This window comes from Lysinibacillus sp. HST-98, assembly GCF_016757845.1.
Taxonomy (GTDB): domain Bacteria; phylum Bacillota; class Bacilli; order Bacillales_A; family Planococcaceae; genus Lysinibacillus; species Lysinibacillus capsici.
Map to the genome: position 1 here is coordinate 1,050,404 of NZ_JAENHX010000001.1, position 18,910 is coordinate 1,069,313.

General features: G+C 38.4%; 15 protein-coding genes, 1 riboswitch and 1 other annotated feature. Of the genes, 5 read left to right on the forward strand and 10 right to left on the reverse strand.

What is annotated here, in order from left to right:
• Nucleotides 1–266: 266 nt before the first annotated feature.
• On the forward strand, nucleotides 267–1,448 hold the full coding sequence (locus tag JIN86_RS05210) for a NupC/NupG family nucleoside CNT transporter (RefSeq protein WP_301281691.1): 1,182 nt from the start codon (nucleotides 267–269) through the stop codon (nucleotides 1,446–1,448).
• A 135-nt stretch (nucleotides 1,449–1,583) separates the two neighbouring features.
• On the opposite strand, the gene leuS is transcribed toward JIN86_RS05210, so the two are convergent.
• The 4 genes from leuS to JIN86_RS05230 all read right to left on the reverse strand — a co-directional run bounded on the left by leuS (nucleotide 1,584) and on the right by JIN86_RS05230 (nucleotide 7,835).
• Nucleotides 1,584–4,001 carry a leucine--tRNA ligase gene (gene leuS, locus JIN86_RS05215; RefSeq protein ID WP_004226007.1) on the reverse strand — a complete coding sequence of 806 codons (2,418 nt, stop codon included), beginning with the start codon at nucleotides 3,999–4,001 and terminating at the stop codon, nucleotides 1,584–1,586.
• An 86-nt stretch (nucleotides 4,002–4,087) separates the two neighbouring features.
• Nucleotides 4,088–4,298 (reverse strand) — a binding site (T-box leader).
• 65 nt (nucleotides 4,299–4,363) lie between these two features.
• Nucleotides 4,364–6,106, reverse strand: coding sequence for a SulP family inorganic anion transporter (locus tag JIN86_RS05220; protein WP_202341383.1), 1,743 nt, complete (start codon nucleotides 6,104–6,106; stop codon nucleotides 4,364–4,366).
• 56 nt (nucleotides 6,107–6,162) lie between these two features.
• Nucleotides 6,163–6,510, reverse strand: a complete 348-nt coding sequence (locus JIN86_RS05225) for an ArsR/SmtB family transcription factor (RefSeq protein WP_009371446.1) — start codon at nucleotides 6,508–6,510, stop codon at nucleotides 6,163–6,165.
• A 146-nt stretch (nucleotides 6,511–6,656) separates the two neighbouring features.
• Nucleotides 6,657–7,835: an MDR family MFS transporter gene (locus tag JIN86_RS05230; protein WP_009371448.1), complete on the reverse strand. Its 1,179-nt coding sequence runs from the start codon at nucleotides 7,833–7,835 to the stop codon at nucleotides 6,657–6,659.
• A 225-nt stretch (nucleotides 7,836–8,060) separates the two neighbouring features.
• Between JIN86_RS05230 and mnmL the strand changes: the two genes are divergently transcribed.
• Both mnmL and mnmM read left to right on the forward strand, forming a co-directional pair.
• Nucleotides 8,061–9,017, forward strand: coding sequence for a tRNA modification radical SAM protein MnmL/YtqA (mnmL, locus tag JIN86_RS05235; RefSeq protein ID WP_004225990.1), 957 nt, complete (start codon nucleotides 8,061–8,063; stop codon nucleotides 9,015–9,017).
• Nucleotides 9,014–9,589, forward strand: a complete 576-nt coding sequence (gene mnmM / locus JIN86_RS05240; RefSeq protein ID WP_004225988.1) for a tRNA 5-(aminomethyl)-2-thiouridylate-methyltransferase MnmM — start codon at nucleotides 9,014–9,016, stop codon at nucleotides 9,587–9,589. The genes mnmL and mnmM overlap by 4 nt, the downstream gene beginning before the upstream one ends.
• Before the next feature lie 73 nt (nucleotides 9,590–9,662).
• On the opposite strand, the gene JIN86_RS05245 is transcribed toward mnmM, so the two are convergent.
• Entirely contained in the window at nucleotides 9,663–11,171 is a 1,509-nt protein-coding gene (locus JIN86_RS05245) for an alanine/glycine:cation symporter family protein (protein WP_004225986.1), read from the reverse strand.
• Nucleotides 11,172–11,297: 126 nt separating this feature from the next.
• Nucleotides 11,298–12,104 carry an alpha/beta hydrolase gene (locus JIN86_RS05250; protein WP_004225984.1) on the reverse strand — a complete coding sequence of 269 codons (807 nt, stop codon included), beginning with the start codon at nucleotides 12,102–12,104 and terminating at the stop codon, nucleotides 11,298–11,300.
• Between the two features lie 134 nt (nucleotides 12,105–12,238).
• Here JIN86_RS05250 and JIN86_RS05255 point away from each other — a divergent pair, with 134 nt between their 5' ends.
• Entirely contained in the window at nucleotides 12,239–12,751 is a 513-nt protein-coding gene (locus JIN86_RS05255) for a gamma carbonic anhydrase (protein WP_004225983.1), read from the forward strand.
• A 180-nt stretch (nucleotides 12,752–12,931) separates the two neighbouring features.
• Here the strand turns inward: JIN86_RS05255 and metK are convergent, their stop codons facing one another.
• Nucleotides 12,932–14,128 (reverse strand): methionine adenosyltransferase, encoded by a 1,197-nt coding sequence (metK, locus tag JIN86_RS05260; RefSeq protein ID WP_004225981.1) that lies wholly within the window; start codon nucleotides 14,126–14,128, stop codon nucleotides 12,932–12,934.
• Between the two features lie 258 nt (nucleotides 14,129–14,386).
• Nucleotides 14,387–14,505: riboswitch (SAM riboswitch) on the reverse strand.
• A 389-nt stretch (nucleotides 14,506–14,894) separates the two neighbouring features.
• Here metK and pckA point away from each other — a divergent pair.
• Nucleotides 14,895–16,481, forward strand: a complete 1,587-nt coding sequence (pckA, locus tag JIN86_RS05265; protein WP_066038097.1) for a phosphoenolpyruvate carboxykinase (ATP) — start codon at nucleotides 14,895–14,897, stop codon at nucleotides 16,479–16,481.
• Between the two features lie 65 nt (nucleotides 16,482–16,546).
• Here pckA and JIN86_RS05270 read toward each other — a convergent pair whose 3' ends face one another.
• The 3 genes from JIN86_RS05270 to JIN86_RS05280 form a co-directional block, all read right to left on the reverse strand.
• Nucleotides 16,547–17,323, reverse strand: a complete 777-nt coding sequence (locus tag JIN86_RS05270; protein ID WP_009371453.1) for an alpha/beta hydrolase family protein — start codon at nucleotides 17,321–17,323, stop codon at nucleotides 16,547–16,549.
• Complete coding sequence (locus JIN86_RS05275) at nucleotides 17,307–17,774, reverse strand: NUDIX domain-containing protein (RefSeq protein ID WP_202341384.1); 468 nt, start codon at nucleotides 17,772–17,774, stop codon at nucleotides 17,307–17,309. Before JIN86_RS05275 ends, JIN86_RS05270 begins: the two co-directional genes overlap by 17 nt.
• 201 nt (nucleotides 17,775–17,975) lie before the next feature.
• On the reverse strand, nucleotides 17,976–18,899 hold the full coding sequence (locus tag JIN86_RS05280; protein ID WP_202341385.1) for an aminopeptidase: 924 nt from the start codon (nucleotides 18,897–18,899) through the stop codon (nucleotides 17,976–17,978).
• Between the last annotated feature and the right edge of the window lie 11 nt (nucleotides 18,900–18,910).

An 18,910-nucleotide genomic window follows, 5' to 3' on the forward strand; every position in this document is an offset into this window, starting at 1 on the left:
CACACAATAAAAGGGTATTTTATCTTGAATTATTCTGGCAACCATAAATATGGATAGTCACTACCAAAGATAGAACGAACATTTTTTACACTGAATTTATTCGTATGCCATGTCGCATACTTTTTTTCTATTATCTATTGAATAACTAGCGAAAAAACTGTTATAGTGAGATTGTTTGTCTGACGTCTGACTAATTAAGATCTTTAGCTGTTCTTCTGAAATTGGAACATCAGGACAAAAAATCACAGATACTTATGGAGGAACTTATGAGATACTTAATTTCCCTTTGTGGATTGTTACTTGTTTTTACCTTAGCTTTATTAATGAGTAAAAACAAAAAAGAAATAAAATATAAATATATAGCAGTTATGTTGATCATCCAATTTTTATTGGCAGCTTTATTACTTAATACAACAGTTGGCTATGTGCTAATTAAAGGAATCACCAAAGTATTTGATCACTTATTGTCCTATGCAAATGCGGGTATATCATTTGTTTTCGGTGGCTTAGCAAATGAAGGAGAATCACCCTTCTTTTTAGCAGTTTTATTACCGATCGTCTTTATATCTGTTCTGATTGGGATCTTGCAGCATTTTAAAATTCTTCCCTTTCTAATGAAATGGGTAGGCTTATTTTTAAGTAAAGTAAGTGGTATGGGGAAGTTGGAATCCTATAATGCTGTTGCTTCTGCTATGGTAGGTCAATCAGAAGTGTTCATAACTGTTAAAAAGCAATTAGATAAGATTGCACCTCAACGAATGTATACATTATGCGCATCTGCTATGTCGACTGTTTCGATGTCAGTAGTGGGGGCTTATATGACGATGATTGAGCCAAAGTATGTTGTTACAGCCATTGTATTAAACCTGTTTGGTGGATTTATTATTGTTTCCATCATTAATCCATATACTGTGGATGAAAAAGAAGATATCTTAACAATTGAAGATGAACAGAAGCAAGCGTTCTTTCAAATGATTGGCGAATATATTATGGATGGCTTTAAAGTAGCCATCATTGTTGGGGCGATGCTTATTGGTTTCGTAGCATTAATGGATTTAATCAATTCACTATTCGATATGATAATTGGTATATCGTTCCAAGAAATATTAGGCTATATCTTTGCACCAGTCGCTTTCCTAATGGGTATCCCATGGGCAGATGCTGTTGCTGCTGGCGGTATTATGGCAACCAAATTAGTGACAAACGAATTTGTTGCTATGATTAACCTTGGCGATGTTGCCGAGTCCATGAGTGAACGTACATTAGGTATTATTTCTGTATTCCTCGTATCTTTTGCCAACTTTTCATCAATCGGAATTATTTCGGGAGCTGTAAAAGGTTTGAATGAAAGGCAAGGGAATGTCGTTGCTCGATTTGGTTTAAAGTTGTTGTACGGCGCTACACTCGTAAGTATCCTAACAGCTATTATTGTGGGATTGATTATTTAAATTGTTTCAGGAACTATTTAACTGCACTCAGATAGAGGGGTGCAGTCCTTTTTTATTGCTTAAGGTTACTCCAAATTAAAAAATGTACATTACTAAAATTGAATTTAGTAATGTACATTTTTACTTTATATCTCTTTATTTTACGACAATATTGACAAGTTTGCCTGGAATAACGATGATTTTCACTAAGCTCTTTCCTGCCATGTATTCTTGAACCTTTTCATCGGCAAGTGCTACTTTTTCAATATCCTCTTTTGAAGCATCTTTTGCTACGACGATCTTAGCACGTACTTTACCAGCAACTTGTACTGCAATTTCTACTTCATCATCCACAAGCTTTGCTTCATCATATGTTGGCCATTGCTCATATGAAAGTGTTGAATCGTGTCCTAATAGCTGCCATAGTTCTTCTGCAATATGCGGAGCGATTGGAGCTAGCATTTTCACAAAGCCTTCAGCATAAGTCGTTGGAATCACATCAGCTTTATAGCAATCATTAATAAAGACCATCATTTGTGAAATAGCTGTGTTAAAGCGGATGCCTTCATAATCCTCTGTCACTTTTTTCACTGTTTGGTGGTATGATTTTTCAAGTGATTGATCGTTAGATACTTGAATTTTTGCTGAAATTGCGCCATCTTCCTCATTGACAAATAGACGCCAGATACGGTCTAGGAAGCGGCGTGCTCCATCTAAACCATTTGTCGACCATGCAACAGAAGCCTCTAGTGGGCCCATGAACATTTCATATAAACGTAATGTATCGGCACCATGTGACGTAATGATTTCATCTGGGTTGACAACATTGCCCTTAGATTTAGACATTTTCTCGTTACCTTCACCTAGAATCATTCCCTGGTTAAATAATTTTTGGAATGGCTCTTTTGTATGAACAACGCCTAAATCATAGAGAACTTTATGCCAGAAGCGAGCGTATAGTAAATGCAATACAGCATGCTCCGCACCACCAATATAAATATCCACTGGTAACCAACGTTTTAGTAACTCTGGATCTGCAATCGCCTCTGTATTTGTAGGGTCGATATAGCGTAGGAAGTACCAGCTCGAACCTGCCCACTGCGGCATTGTATTTGTTTCACGACGCCCTTTTTTACCTGTCTCCGGATCGACAATATTTACCCATTCATCAATATTTGCTAATGGTGATTCACCAGTACCTGATGGACGGATATTATCTGTTTTTGGTAGCATTAATGGTAATTCTGATTCTGGAACTGGCGTTATCGTGCCATCTTCCCAATGAATCATTGGGATTGGTTCACCCCAATAACGCTGACGGGAGAATAACCAGTCACGTAGACGATAAGAAATTTTCTTCTCCCCTACACCTTTTTCCGCTAACCATTCAATGGCTTTCGCAATGCCATCTGCTTTATTTAAGCCATTCAGGAATTCAGAGTTAATATGTTGACCATCACCTGTAAATGCTTCTTTACTGATGTCTCCACCTTCAAGGACAGGAACGATGTCTAAGCCAAATTCTGTTGCGAATTCATAGTCTCGTTCATCATGCGCTGGCACCGCCATAATAGCACCTGTACCATAAGACACTAACACATAGTCAGCAATCCAAATTGGCACTTTTTTACCGTTAATCGGATTCACTGCATAAGCACCTGTAAATACGCCTGTTTTTTCTTTCGCTAAATCTGTACGCTCTAGGTCCGATTTCATTTTAACTTTCTCTAAATAAGCCTCAACAGCTTGGCGTTGGTCAGCTGTTGTAATTTGTTCCACTAATTTATGCTCTGGTGCAAGCACACAGTATGTAGCACCAAATAATGTATCTGGACGTGTTGTGAAAACTGTGAAGTTTTGATCTGAACCATCAATGGCAAATGTCACTTCTGCCCCTTCTGAACGGCCAATCCAATTGCGTTGCATATCTTTAATAGATTCAGGCCAATCAACTTCTTCTAGGTCATCGATTAAACGATCAGCATAGGCTGTAATTTTAAGCATCCACTGCTTCATTGGTCGGCGTTCTACTGGATGACCACCACGCTCTGATTTCCCATCAATTACTTCTTCGTTAGCTAATACCGTGCCAAGTGCTGGACACCAGTTAACAGCTACTTCATCCACATAAGCTAAACCTTTCTTATAAAGCTGGATAAAAATCCATTGTGTCCATTTATAATACGCTGGATCAGTTGTGTTAATTTCGCGATCCCAATCATAGCTGAAGCCTAGCTCTTGAATTTGACGTTTAAATGTCGCAATATTTTTAGCTGTAAATTCAGCTGGATCATTCCCTGTATCAAGTGCATATTGCTCAGCTGGTAAACCAAAAGCATCCCAGCCCATTGGATGAAGTACATTATAGCCTTGCATACGTTTAAAGCGTGATAGAATATCAGTTGCCGTATACCCCTCTGGATGGCCTACATGTAGTCCTGCGCCAGATGGATAAGGGAACATATCTAATGCATAAAATTTAGGCTTCGCTGTTTCATTTTCAGTTTTAAATGTTTTGTTATCAGCCCAATATTGCTGCCACTTTTTTTCAATTTGTTCATGATTAAAACTCATTTTTTTTCCTCCTTCAATTGATCGTGCTGCTCTTCATCATAATTGACGAAATATTTAAAAAATAAAAAAACTCGCCCCTTTCTTATAGAAGGGACGAGAGAATTTGTACTCCCGCGGTACCACCCAAATTAGTGATTACACTCGGCTCAAGCTTCCTTAACGCGGAAGAAACGACACACGCTGTTTCACGCGGGCAGACTCAGAAGGCGAGTTCAACTTGCATTCTTACTAGCTCCCACCAACCGCTAGCTCTCTAAAAAGAACCACAAATCTACTATTCCTCATCACAGTCTTTACATGATATTGCATTTATTCTAATGGAAAGTATTGAAAAGCACAAGCCTTTGTTTACAGCTTACCCATTACTGAACAATTAAATCCTTTTCTTTATTAGACTTTGATAAATCCTTACATTCATGAAAAGCAAAATGCTGACAACCAATGCATTGATTGGCGTTCAAATAATGGAAAGCTTTTGTAATCGCTTCTCCTGTATGCTGAAAAAAATGTTGCGCGCCTATTTTATCGTAAAGACCATTGTGCTGAAGAGCACCCTTTAAATCTCCTTGCACACCCGTCACCAAAATAGTACCGCCCTGTGCTGTATAATTTTCAATGATATTGCTAAAATATGCTTCTCCAGTAGAATCCATAAAGGGCACTTTCCCCATCCGTAATATCAAAACTCTTGGCTGCTGATGCAAAGTACTTTCAATCGTTTGTTCAAACATTTGTGCAGCACCAAAAAACAACGGCCCTTCAATTGTATACATACTAATTTGCGGGCAATCATGCTGCTGATGCACTACATGTGGCTGTACCTTTTCACTTTTATTTGAATGATCTGGAAGTACTTTTGTAACAACAAGCTTTTCACTCATGCGTTTCGCAAATAATAGCACAGCCAGCACAAGCCCTACCTCAACTGCTAATGTAAGACTAGTGAATACCGTTAATAAAAAGGTAATCAATAATACTAGTGTGTCGCCTGATTTTAATTTTGCGATATGTGAAAAATGATGTCGTTCACTCATATTCCAGGCTACGACCATCAGTACCGGAGCCATGCTTGCTAACGGAATATGAGATGCATATGGAGCTAATAACAATAATGTGATTAAAACAAACACACCATGAATGATACCCGACATGGGGGATACTGCGCCTGTTTTGATATTGGTCGCTGTGCGTGCAATGGCGCCTGTTGCTGGAATACCACCGAATAAAGGCGTCACAATATTAGCAATCCCCTGACCAATTAACTCACGATTACTGTTATGCTTACTATTTGTCATTCCATCCGCCACAACTGCCGATAATAGAGACTCAATACCACCTAGCATTGCAATGACAAACGCGGGACCAATAAGTTGTTGTAATCGTTCGAGCGTGATGTTCGGTAAGGCGAAATGAGGTAATGTATTAGGAATTTGACCATAAGCGGTTGCAATAGTAGCAACTTGTCCTGAAAAGAAGAAAGTTGCCATCAATGTAGAGACAACGATACCAGCTAATGCTCCAGGAACCTTTGGAAAAAACTTTGGTGTTATCATTATTGTCGCCAAGCATACGACGGCAGTAAGAATACTATACGTATTTGTCGTACCAAGCTGCTTAATGATTTCCTGTATGTTGGCGATAAAATATTCATGTCTTTTAACATTTATTAGTCCTAGAAAGTTAGCGATTTGACCTGTAAAAATAATCACAGCTATCCCTGCTGTAAAACCAACTGTTACAGGACGTGGAATAAACTTAATTAAAGTCCCTAACTTAAAAAAACCCATGACACAAAGCAATACCCCTGCCATTAAACCGGCAAGTAATAAATCTTCATAGCCATAGGTAAGTACAATCCCCAATAGAATTGGCACAAATGCCCCCGTAGGCCCACCTATTTGATATTTAGAACCGCCAAAGAGAGAAATAAGAATACCTGCAATGCAAGCCGTATAAATCCCATATTCTGGTTTCACACCCGATGCTATGGCAAAGGACATGGCAAGCGGAATAGCAACAATTCCCACAATAATCCCTGACAATAAATCCTTCTTTACATGTTGAACTGAATATCCTTCAAAGCGTCCTGTAAACAGTGACTTCATAGATAAATCTTCCCTTCGAAATAATAAGCAAAGCCCAATTTGTCATCATCATTGATTTACTTATTCTCTTTGTCACCTTCATTACTTGTCATTTCCTCTAATCTCGAAATGGTATGAACCAAATGGTTATTAAAAATATCCTTTGCCACCCCAAGTAATGCACCAATCATTGGGTCACTTAAAGAATAATAAACTTTTTTTCCTTCCTTGACGCCATAAACGATGTTTTTAGCACGCAATACACTTAATTGCTGAGAAACAGCAGAACCCTCTTTCTCTAAGCAATCTTGAATCTCATTGACACTTTTCTGTCCATCTACAAGGAGTTCAAGTATTCTAATGCGTAACGGATGTGCTAATGCTTTAAAAAAATCCGCTTTAAACTGTTGTAAGCCCTCTTCCATAAAAACCCCTCCATATAACTACATATTCAAATATTTGAATATGTATGATTGTAATCCTGTCATAACATTTTTTCAATATCTACTATAAAAAAAGAACAAAAACAAGTGCTTAACACTCGTTTTTGCTCTTTTTAAGTGCGATATTATTAATCTGCTACTATTTTGTTCTTTTTTAAAGGATAATCGTATGTTAAACATGGAATAATCGCCAATAGTACGATCACCACCAATGTTAAAACGAGAGGAATCATGCCAAATTGATCTACCATAATACCACCAAATAGTGGACCAATCATCCGTCCTCCAGTAGCAGCACTATTGATAATCCCTTGATAGAATCCTTGACGACCTTTTGGTGCCAGTTGATTAGCAATCGTTGGTAATGCTGGCGTATAAAACATTTCCCCAAATGTTAAGACAAGCATCGCTGCTCCAAACATTTTAAAATCGTTTGCAAAGGCAATAATACCAAAGGAAAGTGCGATCAGCGTTACACCAAATACTAACTGACGCTTTAAATTGTTTTCCCAACGCTTTACGAGCGGTGCAATGAGCGGTTGCCCAATGACAATTAGAAGACCGTTGATTGTCCAAAGTAGGCTGTATTGCTTTAATCCCAATCCTAAATCTTGTGTATAAGATGAAATGGTTGCACTCCATTGAGAATATGCTAGCCAGCATAAAACAGAGGATGCACTAATTATTAACAAAGCATAGAAAGGTGCCTTGTTTACGATTCGTTTACTTTCACTCAAGACATTTTTAGGTGCAATACTGCCCGCCTCCAAACGCTTAAATGTAAATAAGGCAATGAAAAAGAATAAAATATACATACCTAAATTTACTTTAAACACATAGTCAAATTGATAATCTGCCACTATACCTGCAAGGGCAGGACCTACGGCAACACCGACATTTTGTGCTAAATAGATCGTATTAAAAGCCTTACGTCCACCTTCGGGCCAGGCAGCTCCAGCTAAGGCAAACATACCCGGAAAAACAATGCCCCCACTAAAGCCTAGTATCGTTAAAAACCACACATAATGTGGCCAACCATGCCAAATTGTTAAGCCAATTAATGAAGCAATCGTTAACAGAATACCAAGCATAATAGCTTTATAGCCACCAATTCTATCAAATAAGTAACCGCCTAATAGATTGCCTATTACTCCAGCAGCAGAATTCAGCATTAAGACAAAACCAGCCATAGCTAAAGATTTACCTAAATAATCATGCATATAAATGGCATTCAAAGGCCATAAAAAAGAGTTGCCTGTTGTGTTCACAAGCATTCCGATAATTAAAAACCAAACACGTTTTGGCATAGAATGACCTCCATTATTTCGCTTCTCTAAATAGCTAGTGTATGCTGAAATACTTAAAAGTACAAGGAAAATAAATTTACCTTTTTTACAAGACTTCTATCCTATTTTCCATCATATTTAGTTTTGTTCTTTTCCATTTTTCTTTATCCAAATCTTGATAATACCCTTACCCCATGACGGAACGAAATGCACATGATAGAATAGAGCGTTAGAGGAGTGAAATAAATGACAGAGACGAATTTTCCTTTTCCTTCAGAGGGGAAAAGATACTATACATGGAATCGCTATTTACGTGACCAATTTGGTCATAAAGTATTTAAAGTGGCCTTAGATGCAGGCTTTGATTGCCCTAACCGCGACGGCACAGTCGCTTTCGGTGGCTGTACATTTTGCAGTGCTGCTGGTTCTGGTGACTTTGCTGGCAATAAGGTAGATCCAATTGATGTTCAATTTGCTGAAATCCGAGACAAAATGCATCAGAAATGGAAGGATGGCAAATACATGGCTTATTTCCAAGCCTACACAAATACACATGCCCCTTTGCCAGTTTTAAAAGAAAAATTTGAAGCAGCTTTAGCGCAAGAAGGTGTAGTAGGTCTTTCTATTGCTACTCGCCCTGATTGTTTACCTGATGATGTTGTCGAATATTTAGCAGAGTTAAATGAGCGGACGTATTTATGGATTGAGCTCGGTCTACAAACGGTACATGAGAAAACGGCTAATCTTATTAATCGCGCCCATGATTATGCAACGTATGTGGAAGGCGTTGAAAAATTGCGTAAGCATGGCATTCGTGTTTGCTCACACATCATTAATGGGTTGCCTCTCGAAGACTATGACATGATGATGGAAACGGCACGAGCAGTTGCTCAATTAGATGTCCAAGGCATTAAAATCCACTTACTTCATCTATTAAAAGGAACGCCTATGGTGAAGCAATATGAAAAAGGTATGCTAGAATTTTTAGATCAAGATGTCTATACAAAACTAGTAGCAGACCAATTGGAAATTTTACCACCAGAGATGGTGATTCATCGTATTACAGGTGATGGACCGATTGATTTAATGATTGGACCAATGTGGAGTGTCAATAAATGGGAAGTACTGAATGGCATTGACGCTGAGCTTGAACGTCGTGGTAGTTGGCAAGGGAAGTTGTATAAGACAGAGGTTACGAAATGAAACTACAACGCGTTTTACAATATGCCCAGCAGTTATTAAAAGATAATATAGAAGAGGGAGATACAGTTGTTGATGCAACTGCTGGAAACGGTCATGACACATTGTTTCTGGCACAGCTTGTTGGGGATGAAGGGCAAGTTTATGCCTTTGATGTCCAAAAAGAGGCGGTTGACGCGACACTCCTCCGACTTTTAGATCATGGTTTAGAACATCGAGCGCTCGTTTTAAATAAAGGACATGAAGAAGTCACACAGTTTGTACACAAGCCAGTAACTGCGGCAATCTTTAATCTCGGCTATTTACCTGGTAGCAACCATGATATTATTACAAGACCTAATACAACAATCCAAGCTATTGAAAATATATTAAAGCTCTTAAAAGTGGGCGGTTTGATTGTTCTTGTTATTTATCATGGACATCCAGGTGGAAAAGAAGAACGTGATAAGATCATTGATTATGTAAGTCAACTTCCACAAAAATATGTCCATGTCTTAAAATACGCATTTCTTAATCAACAAAATGATCCACCATTTGTCATTGCATTAGAGAAAATGAAAGAATACCCTATTTAATAGTAATGTGGAGAACATACTAAAAGGCGATCAGCTAGTTGCTATAAAACTAGCTGATCGCCTTGCTCTTTATCTACTTGTTATTTCGTTTTTCATTATAGTCAACCCAGAAATCTGCACCTTTAATTCCTAATTTACGAGGATCAAATACTGGATCTTTTCCTTCTTTTTTCTGTTTCTCGTAATCTTTTAATGCAACAATAGCTGGTTTCATAATAATTAAAATAGCTATAACGTTAATCCAAACCATCAGACCAAGGCCCACATCACCCATTGCCCATGCTAGACCAGACGTACGGATTGTACCATAGAAGGCCGCAACTAAAATGGCAATTTTGGCAATCCAGATGAATACCTTTTCTGTGCTACCTCTAAATAAGTAAGCAACATTTGTTTCTGCAATATAGTAGTAAGCCATAATTGTTGTAAAGGCAAAGAAGAATAACGCTATGGCTACAAACGGAGCTCCAAAGCCAGGTAATGATGAGTCAACTGCATATTGTGTATACGCAGCTCCTGCTTCAATACTTTTTGCAAAAGTCATTTGCTCATCACCAGCTAACCCACCACTATTGAATTCTCCAACATGAATAAATGGATCTGCGCCTTCAGCTGCCTTTTCATCTTGTACATTGTACATACCCGTAAATAAAATCATAAATGCGGTAGCAGAACAAATTAATAATGTATCAATATACACAGATGCTGCTTGAACAATTCCTTGCTTAGCAGGATGCGATACTTCCGCAGCTGCCGCAGGGTGGGCCCCAGTTCCTTGACCAGCTTCATTGGAGTAAATTCCACGTTTAACACCCCAAGCAATCGCTGAACCAATAACCCCGCCAAAAATTTCTTGAGCACCAAATGCACTAGAAAAAATTAATCCGATAACTGTTGGTACTTGTGAAATATTCATAAAAATAATGACTATTGCCATAATGATATAAGCTAATGCCATAAATGGTACAATAATTTGAGCAGCGTTTGCAATTGATTTAATACCACCAATGATAATAGCACCTAGTAACACAACAATTATAAGTCCTGTGATCCATGTATCCAAACCGAAAGCGTTTTCAACAGCACCTGCGATGGCATTTGACTGCACACCAGGCATCAAAATTAACATTGCAATTAAAGCAGCTACAGCAAAAATAACTGCAAACCATTTCTGACCCATTCCTTTTTCTATGTAAAAGGCCGGTCCACCACGATATTCTGTATCTTTCTCTTCTTTATAGATTTGAGCTAATGTTGACTCTACATACGCGGTAGCCGCACCAATGAAAGCGATTGCCCACATCCAAAAGACAGCACCAGGTCCTCCCATTCCAATTGCTGTCGCAGTACCAGCAATATTACCTGTACCTACACGTCCTGATAATGCGATAGACATTGCTTGGAAAGAGGATATTCCCTTTTCCGATTTCTCCCCTTTAAACATTAAAACAAACATATCTTTAATGTGCCTTACCTGTAGGAACCTTGTGATAATTGAGAAAAATAACCCAATCAATAAGATACCATAAATAAACCATGGTCCCCATAAAATACCATTCAACTTCTCCACAATTACATCCATTTTACCCCTCCAATTTAAAATACCTTACTTTAGTTCATTATAGTATTACACTTTTCAGAAAATTACAATATTATTTTTGAGTAACAATATTTAAGTAAGTAACCTAGTAAATGGAAGGGTATAAACCTATTTAATTATATAACCAATTCTTCGAAGAGCATTATTAATAAAGTCTCGTGTATACATAAAAATCTCTTCGCGCTCTCCCTCATGAAATAAATTATGATAACAATTTGCCCATTCTTTAAACTGAAATTCTGTGAATTCCTGTTGATGAAGCCAATTTCGGGTGTGGCGAGTGTCCGTAATTTTATCCTTCTCAGCTGTCATAATGAGCATAGGCATATTTGGCATTTCACCTTTAGGCAGCATCACTAAATTTTTCATCATCTGCTGAAGCTCTCGGTACCATTTCACAGAAACAACCGACATGAGCGGTACCTCATCTTTCATTTCTTCTCTGCCTTCAACACTACGCGTTAATTTCTCTAATGTAATATCATGTGTTAATTTCACATTGGCTGTTAACGCACTTAGACTTGTTAAAGCATTTGTTAATTTACCTGGTAATAGCTTTAGTTGCAACCAAGGTGATGTTAAAATAATGCCTGCACATTCATATTGTCTCTTTTGCAGTGTATGGAGGATTAATGTTGCACCTAGTCCATGACCTATTACAAAGGTTGGTAAATTATATGAAAAAGCATTCTCAATCAGGTTTCTTGTATACTTATTGTACAATTTGAAGTCTTCATCATGGACTCGAGCAAACCTTGCATTACCCCCATGATTCGGTAAATCCCCCATGACTATGTGGAAGCCTTCTAATCTTAATTTTTCTATCAGCCATGCATACCAACGGTGATTTTCATAAGCACCATGAAGAATAGCAATCACAGCTTTTGCTTGTCCATCAGCTTCCCATTTCCACATTTACATAGTCCTCCTAAAAAATAATTACACTTTGATTATATCGAAATAAATAGCATATTTTAATTTTATATTTCCATAAAGTTGCGTATTTGATACGATAATACTACATTATAGAAAGAAAAGAGGCGATTTTCATGATTTATCCATTTAAAGATAAAACGCCAAAGATCGATCCGTCTGTTTTCATTGCTGATTACGCAACTGTTACGGGCGACGTAACAATTGGCGCCGAAACAACCATTTGGTTTAATACGGTTATTCGTGGTGATGTTTCCCCAACGATTATCGGTAAACGTGTCAGTATTCAAGATCTTTGCTGTTTACACCAAAGCCCAAAATATCCGCTCATTATTGAAGATGAGGTAACAGTTGGACACCAAGTCACTTTACATAGTTGTACAATTCGCAAAAATGCCTTAATTGGTATGGGATCCATTATTTTAGACGGAGCTGAGATTGGAGAAGGTGCATTTATTGGGGCAGGAAGCCTAGTACCTCCTGGTAAAGTCATTCCTCCAAATAGTCTAGCATTAGGTCGTCCAGCAAAAGTTGTCCGAGAATTAAATGCTGAGGATAAAGAGGATATGGAACGCATCGTACGAGAATACGCAGAAAAAGGTCAATATTATAAATCAATTCAGAAATAAATAATCTACACAAAAAAATTAATACCAACGAAAAAATCCCTCGCGTTTTCGTGTACCGAATACGTTCACGAATCCTAGCGAGGTATTTTTTATAAAAAAACAAAAGGAGCAATATTGCTCCTTTGTTTATTAATACATTAGAATAATTTTTTAATGACTTCATTACTTTAGTTCAATAGTTTATAAACGTGCTTTTTCTCGTAACGCGTCTGCTTTATCAATTTGCTCCCATGGTACATTTAAATCTGTACGACCAAAATGTCCATACGCAGCAGTTTGTTTATAAATTGGACGACGAAGATCAAGCATTTTAATGATACCCGCTGGGCGTAAATCGAATAGCTCGCGTACCCATTCAACGATCTCGCTTTCTTTCACTCTACCTGTTCCAAATGTATCGACAGCAATCGAAACAGGCTGCGCAACGCCAATCGCATAGGCAAGTTGCACTTCAGCACGCTCTGCTAAGCCAGCTGCTACGATGTTTTTCGCTACATAACGTGCTGCATATGCCGCTGAACGGTCTACCTTGGTTGCATCCTTACCTGAGAAGGCACCACCACCGTGACGTGCATAACCACCGTATGTATCAACAATGATTTTACGTCCTGTTAATCCAGCATCACCTTTTGGTCCACCAATTACAAAACGGCCAGTTGGATTGATAAAGTATTTCGTATTAGCATCTAATAATTCACTTGGTACAACTGGTGCAATAACAAATTCTTTTAAATCTGCTTGAATTTGTTCAAGTGTTGCTTCTTCATCATGCTGTGTTGAAATAACAATTGTATCCACGCGAACCGGTACATTATTGTCATCATATTCTATCGTTACTTGCGTTTTACCATCAGGACGTAAATAGGCAAGTTCACCGGATTTACGTACTTCTGTTAAACGGCGTGCTAATTTGTGTGCCAAGCTAATTGGTAATGGCATTAGCTCTGGTGTTTCATTACATGCATAGCCAAACATTAAGCCTTGGTCACCAGCACCAATTGCTTCAATATCTGCATCTGTCATAGAGCCTTCACGTGCCTCTAATGCCTGATCAACACCTTGAGCAATATCAGGTGATTGTTCACCAATAGCCACAAGCACCGCTAAGTTCTCAGCATCAAAGCCATATTTACCTCGTGTATAACCAATTTCAGCTACAGTGTCACGAACAATACCTTTAATATCTACATAAGTAGAAGTTGTAATTTCTCCTGCTACTAATACTAATCCTGTTGTTACAGTTGTTTCACACGCTACACGTGCATTTGGATCTTCTGCTAAAATAGCATCTAAAATGGCATCCGAGATTTGGTCACAAATCTTATCTGGATGTCCTTCTGTTACACTCTCTGATGTAAACAGTCGACGGTTTGTCATTTGGTTTTCCTCCTAAATACTCTTACAATAAGTAGTTGTGTATGAATACGGTACTCATTACCCATGTCAAGTCCGCTCCTAAGGATTGAACTCTCAAGCCGTTACTGCTGCTTTTAACACGAGGATTTCGAAAGATCCGTCATTATAATAAGGAAAGAACTACATATACTTACCTTTACATTAATTTTTAACAATAAAAAAATCCTTTTCTCACGTTACTTTACATGAGGAAAGGAATAATGACTGCGTAACCTTTCACTCTTATCGTTCAAGGGATGTTCCCTTGCATCAGGTTGGCACCAACGCATGTCGTGAAATAGTTCATGCAGGTTGCCGGGTTTCACAGGGCCTGACCCTCCACCAGCTCGGGATAAGAGTATCCGTTCAATCTCATGTTACTGAAAAGGTCGAACGTTGTCAAATATTTTCTTATGTATTACTGTATAGAAAGGAAAGAACTTATTACACAAAAACTTTTCATACTTGGATGATGATGTAAATAGAAGCAAATTAATCCCTACAACATACCTAGCTACTTGTGGTAACATATGTGTGGCTCAATTTTCATGCCTAATTACAGTAGGATTGATGGTATTCTCCTCGAAAAACATTATTTTTTGTCAGTTTATTGAAAAGTGGTAAAAACTCTAAAATAATTTCTTAATTAGTATAGATTATTTAAGCAATTGTGTTATACTATTTTTGAAATTAAGAAAAAATCCCTCTAAATCAAGGGAATACTATAAAAAAGGATGGTATTTAATCGATGAATTCAGTAGAAATTGCAAACGAACTGAAGGAATTATTAAACGGCGGTAACATTAATGTTCAACTTTCAGTACCACAATTAGCAGAAAAAGCTACATCTCGTGGTGAAGCAATGTTAACAGTAGATGGCGCAGTTCGTGCAGAAACTGGCAAATACACTGGTCGTTCACCTAAAGATAAATATACGGTAGAAGAAGAAAGCACAAAAGATCAAATTGACTGGGGTAAAGTAAACCAACCAATTTCTTCTGAAGTGTTCGATAACCTATATGTAAAAGTAATAAAATATTTAAAAGAACGTGACGAGTTATTTGTATTCAAAGGCTTTGCAGGTGCTGACAAAGATTCACAATTAAGCATTCAAGTTATTAATGAATACGCATGGCACAATCTTTTTGCTCATCAATTATTTATCCGTCCAACAGCAGATGAATTAGCTTCTCATGTTGCTGACTTCACTGTCATCTCAGCTCCTAACTTTAAAGCAGATCCTGCGGTTGATGGCACTGCTTCTGAAACATTCATCATCGTATCACTTGAAAAGAAAATTATTTTAATTGGTGGTACAGAATATGCTGGTGAAATGAAAAAATCTATCTTTGGTATCATGAACTACTTATTACCACAACAAGGTATTCTTTCAATGCACTGCTCAGCAAACGTTGGTGAAGCTGGCGATGTGGCGTTATTCTTCGGTCTATCTGGTACTGGTAAAACGACGTTATCAGCTGATCCTGATCGTAAGCTAATCGGTGACGATGAACACGGTTGGTCTGATAATGGTGTGTTCAACATTGAGGGTGGTTGCTATGCAAAAACAATCAACCTTTCTGCTGAAAAAGAACCAGAAATCTACAATGCAATCCGCTTCGGCTCTGTATTAGAAAACGTAGCTGTTGATCCAGAAACTCGTATTTGTGACTATGACGATGGTTCACTAACAGAAAATACACGTGTAGCTTATCCAATCCAATACATCGAAAATATCGTTGATCCTTCTGTTGCAGGTCATCCAAAAACAATCATCTTCCTAACAGCTGATGCATTTGGCGTGTTACCTCCAATCAGTAAATTAACAAAAGAACAAGCAATGTATCACTTCCTAAGTGGGTTCACTTCTAAACTTGCTGGAACTGAACGTGGTGTGACTGAGCCAGAACCAGTATTCTCTACTTGCTTCGGTTCTCCATTCCTTCCGCTTCCTGCAACAGTATACGCAGAAATGTTAGGTCAAAAAATTGACGAGCACGGTGCACAGGTATACTTAGTAAACACTGGTTGGACTGGTGGCGAATATGGCACAGGTAGCCGTATGAAACTTTCTTACACACGTACAATGGTCCGTGCAGCAATCGATGGTAAATTAGCAGATGTTGAAACAACACAAGATGCTGTGTTTGGTTTACACATTCCAACAGCAGTTGAAGGAGTACCTTCAGAAGTGTTAAATCCTCGTGAAGCTTGGGCAGATAAAGCTGCATACGATGCAAAAGCTGCTGAGCTTGCAGGCTTATTCAACGAAAACTTCAAGAAATTCTCAAACGTTTCTGAAGCCATCACTACACTTGGTGGCCCATTAAAGTAACGTCTATATAAAAGACAAAGGGAACAAATTATTCGTTCCCTTTGTCTTTTTGTTTTCTCTACGCTTTATTGTTGTTTCATCCACTTGCAAAGAGCACGGACAGTTTCACGATTTTTTGCTGGTGGATATTGATGTGCATAGTGAAGATCATACCAAGTTTCGAATGATTTATTTGCTTCCTCTAAAAAAAATGCCAATTGTCTGGCATGTTCAATATCCACATTTTCATCACGATAGCCATGAATGATAAGAACGGGAGCTGTTATTCGCTCTATCTCAAAAAGAGGTGTTCTTGCATCATATGCTTCTGGTACACGATTAGGTGTTCCTCCAATAACGCGCTTCATCATCCTTCGCATATCTGTACGTTCCCAATAGGTGGCCGTTGCATCAGAAACACCTGCCCATGTTACAACAGAAGTAATATCCCTTCTTAAAATGGCTGTCCACAGAGCCATAATACCACCTCGTGAAAAACCAAAAACATGGATATTGTCATTGCAGAATTGTTTGAGTACATCTACGGCATAGACCGCATCGTAACGGTCTGCCCCTGCAAACTCGTCACGACCCTCTCCCCCACGATTCCCACGATAATATGGGGCAAATACGATAAAGCCCTGCGCCGCAAATTGTGCAATACGAGAGGGTCTTACCATCCCAATGCTTTGCATGCCGCCTCTTAAATATAAAAAGCCATCATATGTACCCTCTGTCTTTGGCTCTGCTAATAGTCCTTTTATACGTAAGCCCTGTGAAAGATAGGTTATTTCCGTTAAACTTATAGCTGGATTTGGTGAAGGATAGGGGCGTTTTTCGATAATATCACCATTGTGTGTCACGATGTTTCAGCTCCTCCAGCATTTTCTTCATCCCCTCATCCTTCATGTGAAAACTCAAGTTAGGATGCTGAACAAATTCTTCATCGGTTAACCAAAGCATGCCTGACGTTTCTAAATCAAATTCTATATCCTCTTGCGCTAAAAATTGTGCAGTGAAAACGGTTTTACAAAAAACGATTTCATCATACACTGCATACTCTGCAAACCATTGAAGATTTTTCACATGAACACCCGTCTCTTCAAAAACTTCTCGAATCGCCGCCTCCTCTAATGTTTCGCCTTCTTCTAATTTCCCCCCTGGCACTTCTACACCACGTCGTTTATGGACAGTACATAACCATTTATTTTCATACTTTAAAAGGACAAGGACGTGTTTAGGTTCTACTTTAAATTCGCCTCTTGTAAAACTCAAATCTACTTGTAGGCCATGTAAATCTGTAAATGTTAACATCTCTTCACCCTCACGTTCTTTCTTGTTGCAAAACAAAAGTAACTTTCTTCATCATTACTTCTATTTTATGGACAGAATTTAATCATCATTCCTATTCCTATCTATATTAACTATATTGTAAACCTACAATGACAAGCAACCCTAAGCTACAGTCTTATAAAGCATGAAAAAAGCGTGCTTCATAGGAAGACACGCTTTTCTTTAAATTACTTGCTGACCGTCAAAATAGACGATAGGACTTTTCACAACACAATCAATATGAACATCTGACGCATTGGCTCCACCAAATGGCGCATTACTACCAAAAGCGATATGGATGGTCCCATACACCTTCTCATCCTCTAATACATTGCCACATAGGATAGCACTTTTATTGGCTCCGATGCCAAACTCAGCAATAACTCTACCATTGCCTTCACCAAGTAATGCCAGTAGTCGTGGACCATCAGGACCGATTGCTTCTTCTAAGCGACCATTCTTTATTTTTAATAATAATGGCTCTTTTAAGACACCAATATTAGCAATAGAGCCATCTACTAAAATCTCTCCATTCGCAGATGTTTCTATTGGTGCAATATAGGATTCTCCTGAAGGAATATTCCCATACTCACCAGGTTGACGAATAACCCCTGTGGAACGAATGCCAAAACGACCTTCTACACTAAACGTCAGCTCATGACCATCCTTGACAATACGAATATCTTTTGTCGTATTAAGTAAAAGGACATATTTTTCTACCGTAGCTTCGATCTCCTGTGCATCTGCATGAAGGGCACCTTGCTCCAGCATCTCCAATGTTACCCCTGGCATTGTTGCTACACGTCCACCCTTTTCACAGGCATGTTTACGAGCTAGTGTATGTGTTAGGGAGTGGGAGGTAATACACAGTGTAACATCGGTATTTGCCATAAGCTCAGAAACTGCATGGATTGGTTCCTGCCCAGATTTCTCTAACAGGGGCATCACCATGAACATTGTATTTGCAGTAATTGACAGTCCAGCTTCATAAAAAATTTTCGCGATGTCTTGTTTGTGGCTATCTGTCAAAATTAATAGTGACTCAGAAGATTGAACATTTAAATGGCCTTTTAAAACATTTAGTGCAATATCATGTAAATGATGCATAATAGGGCTCC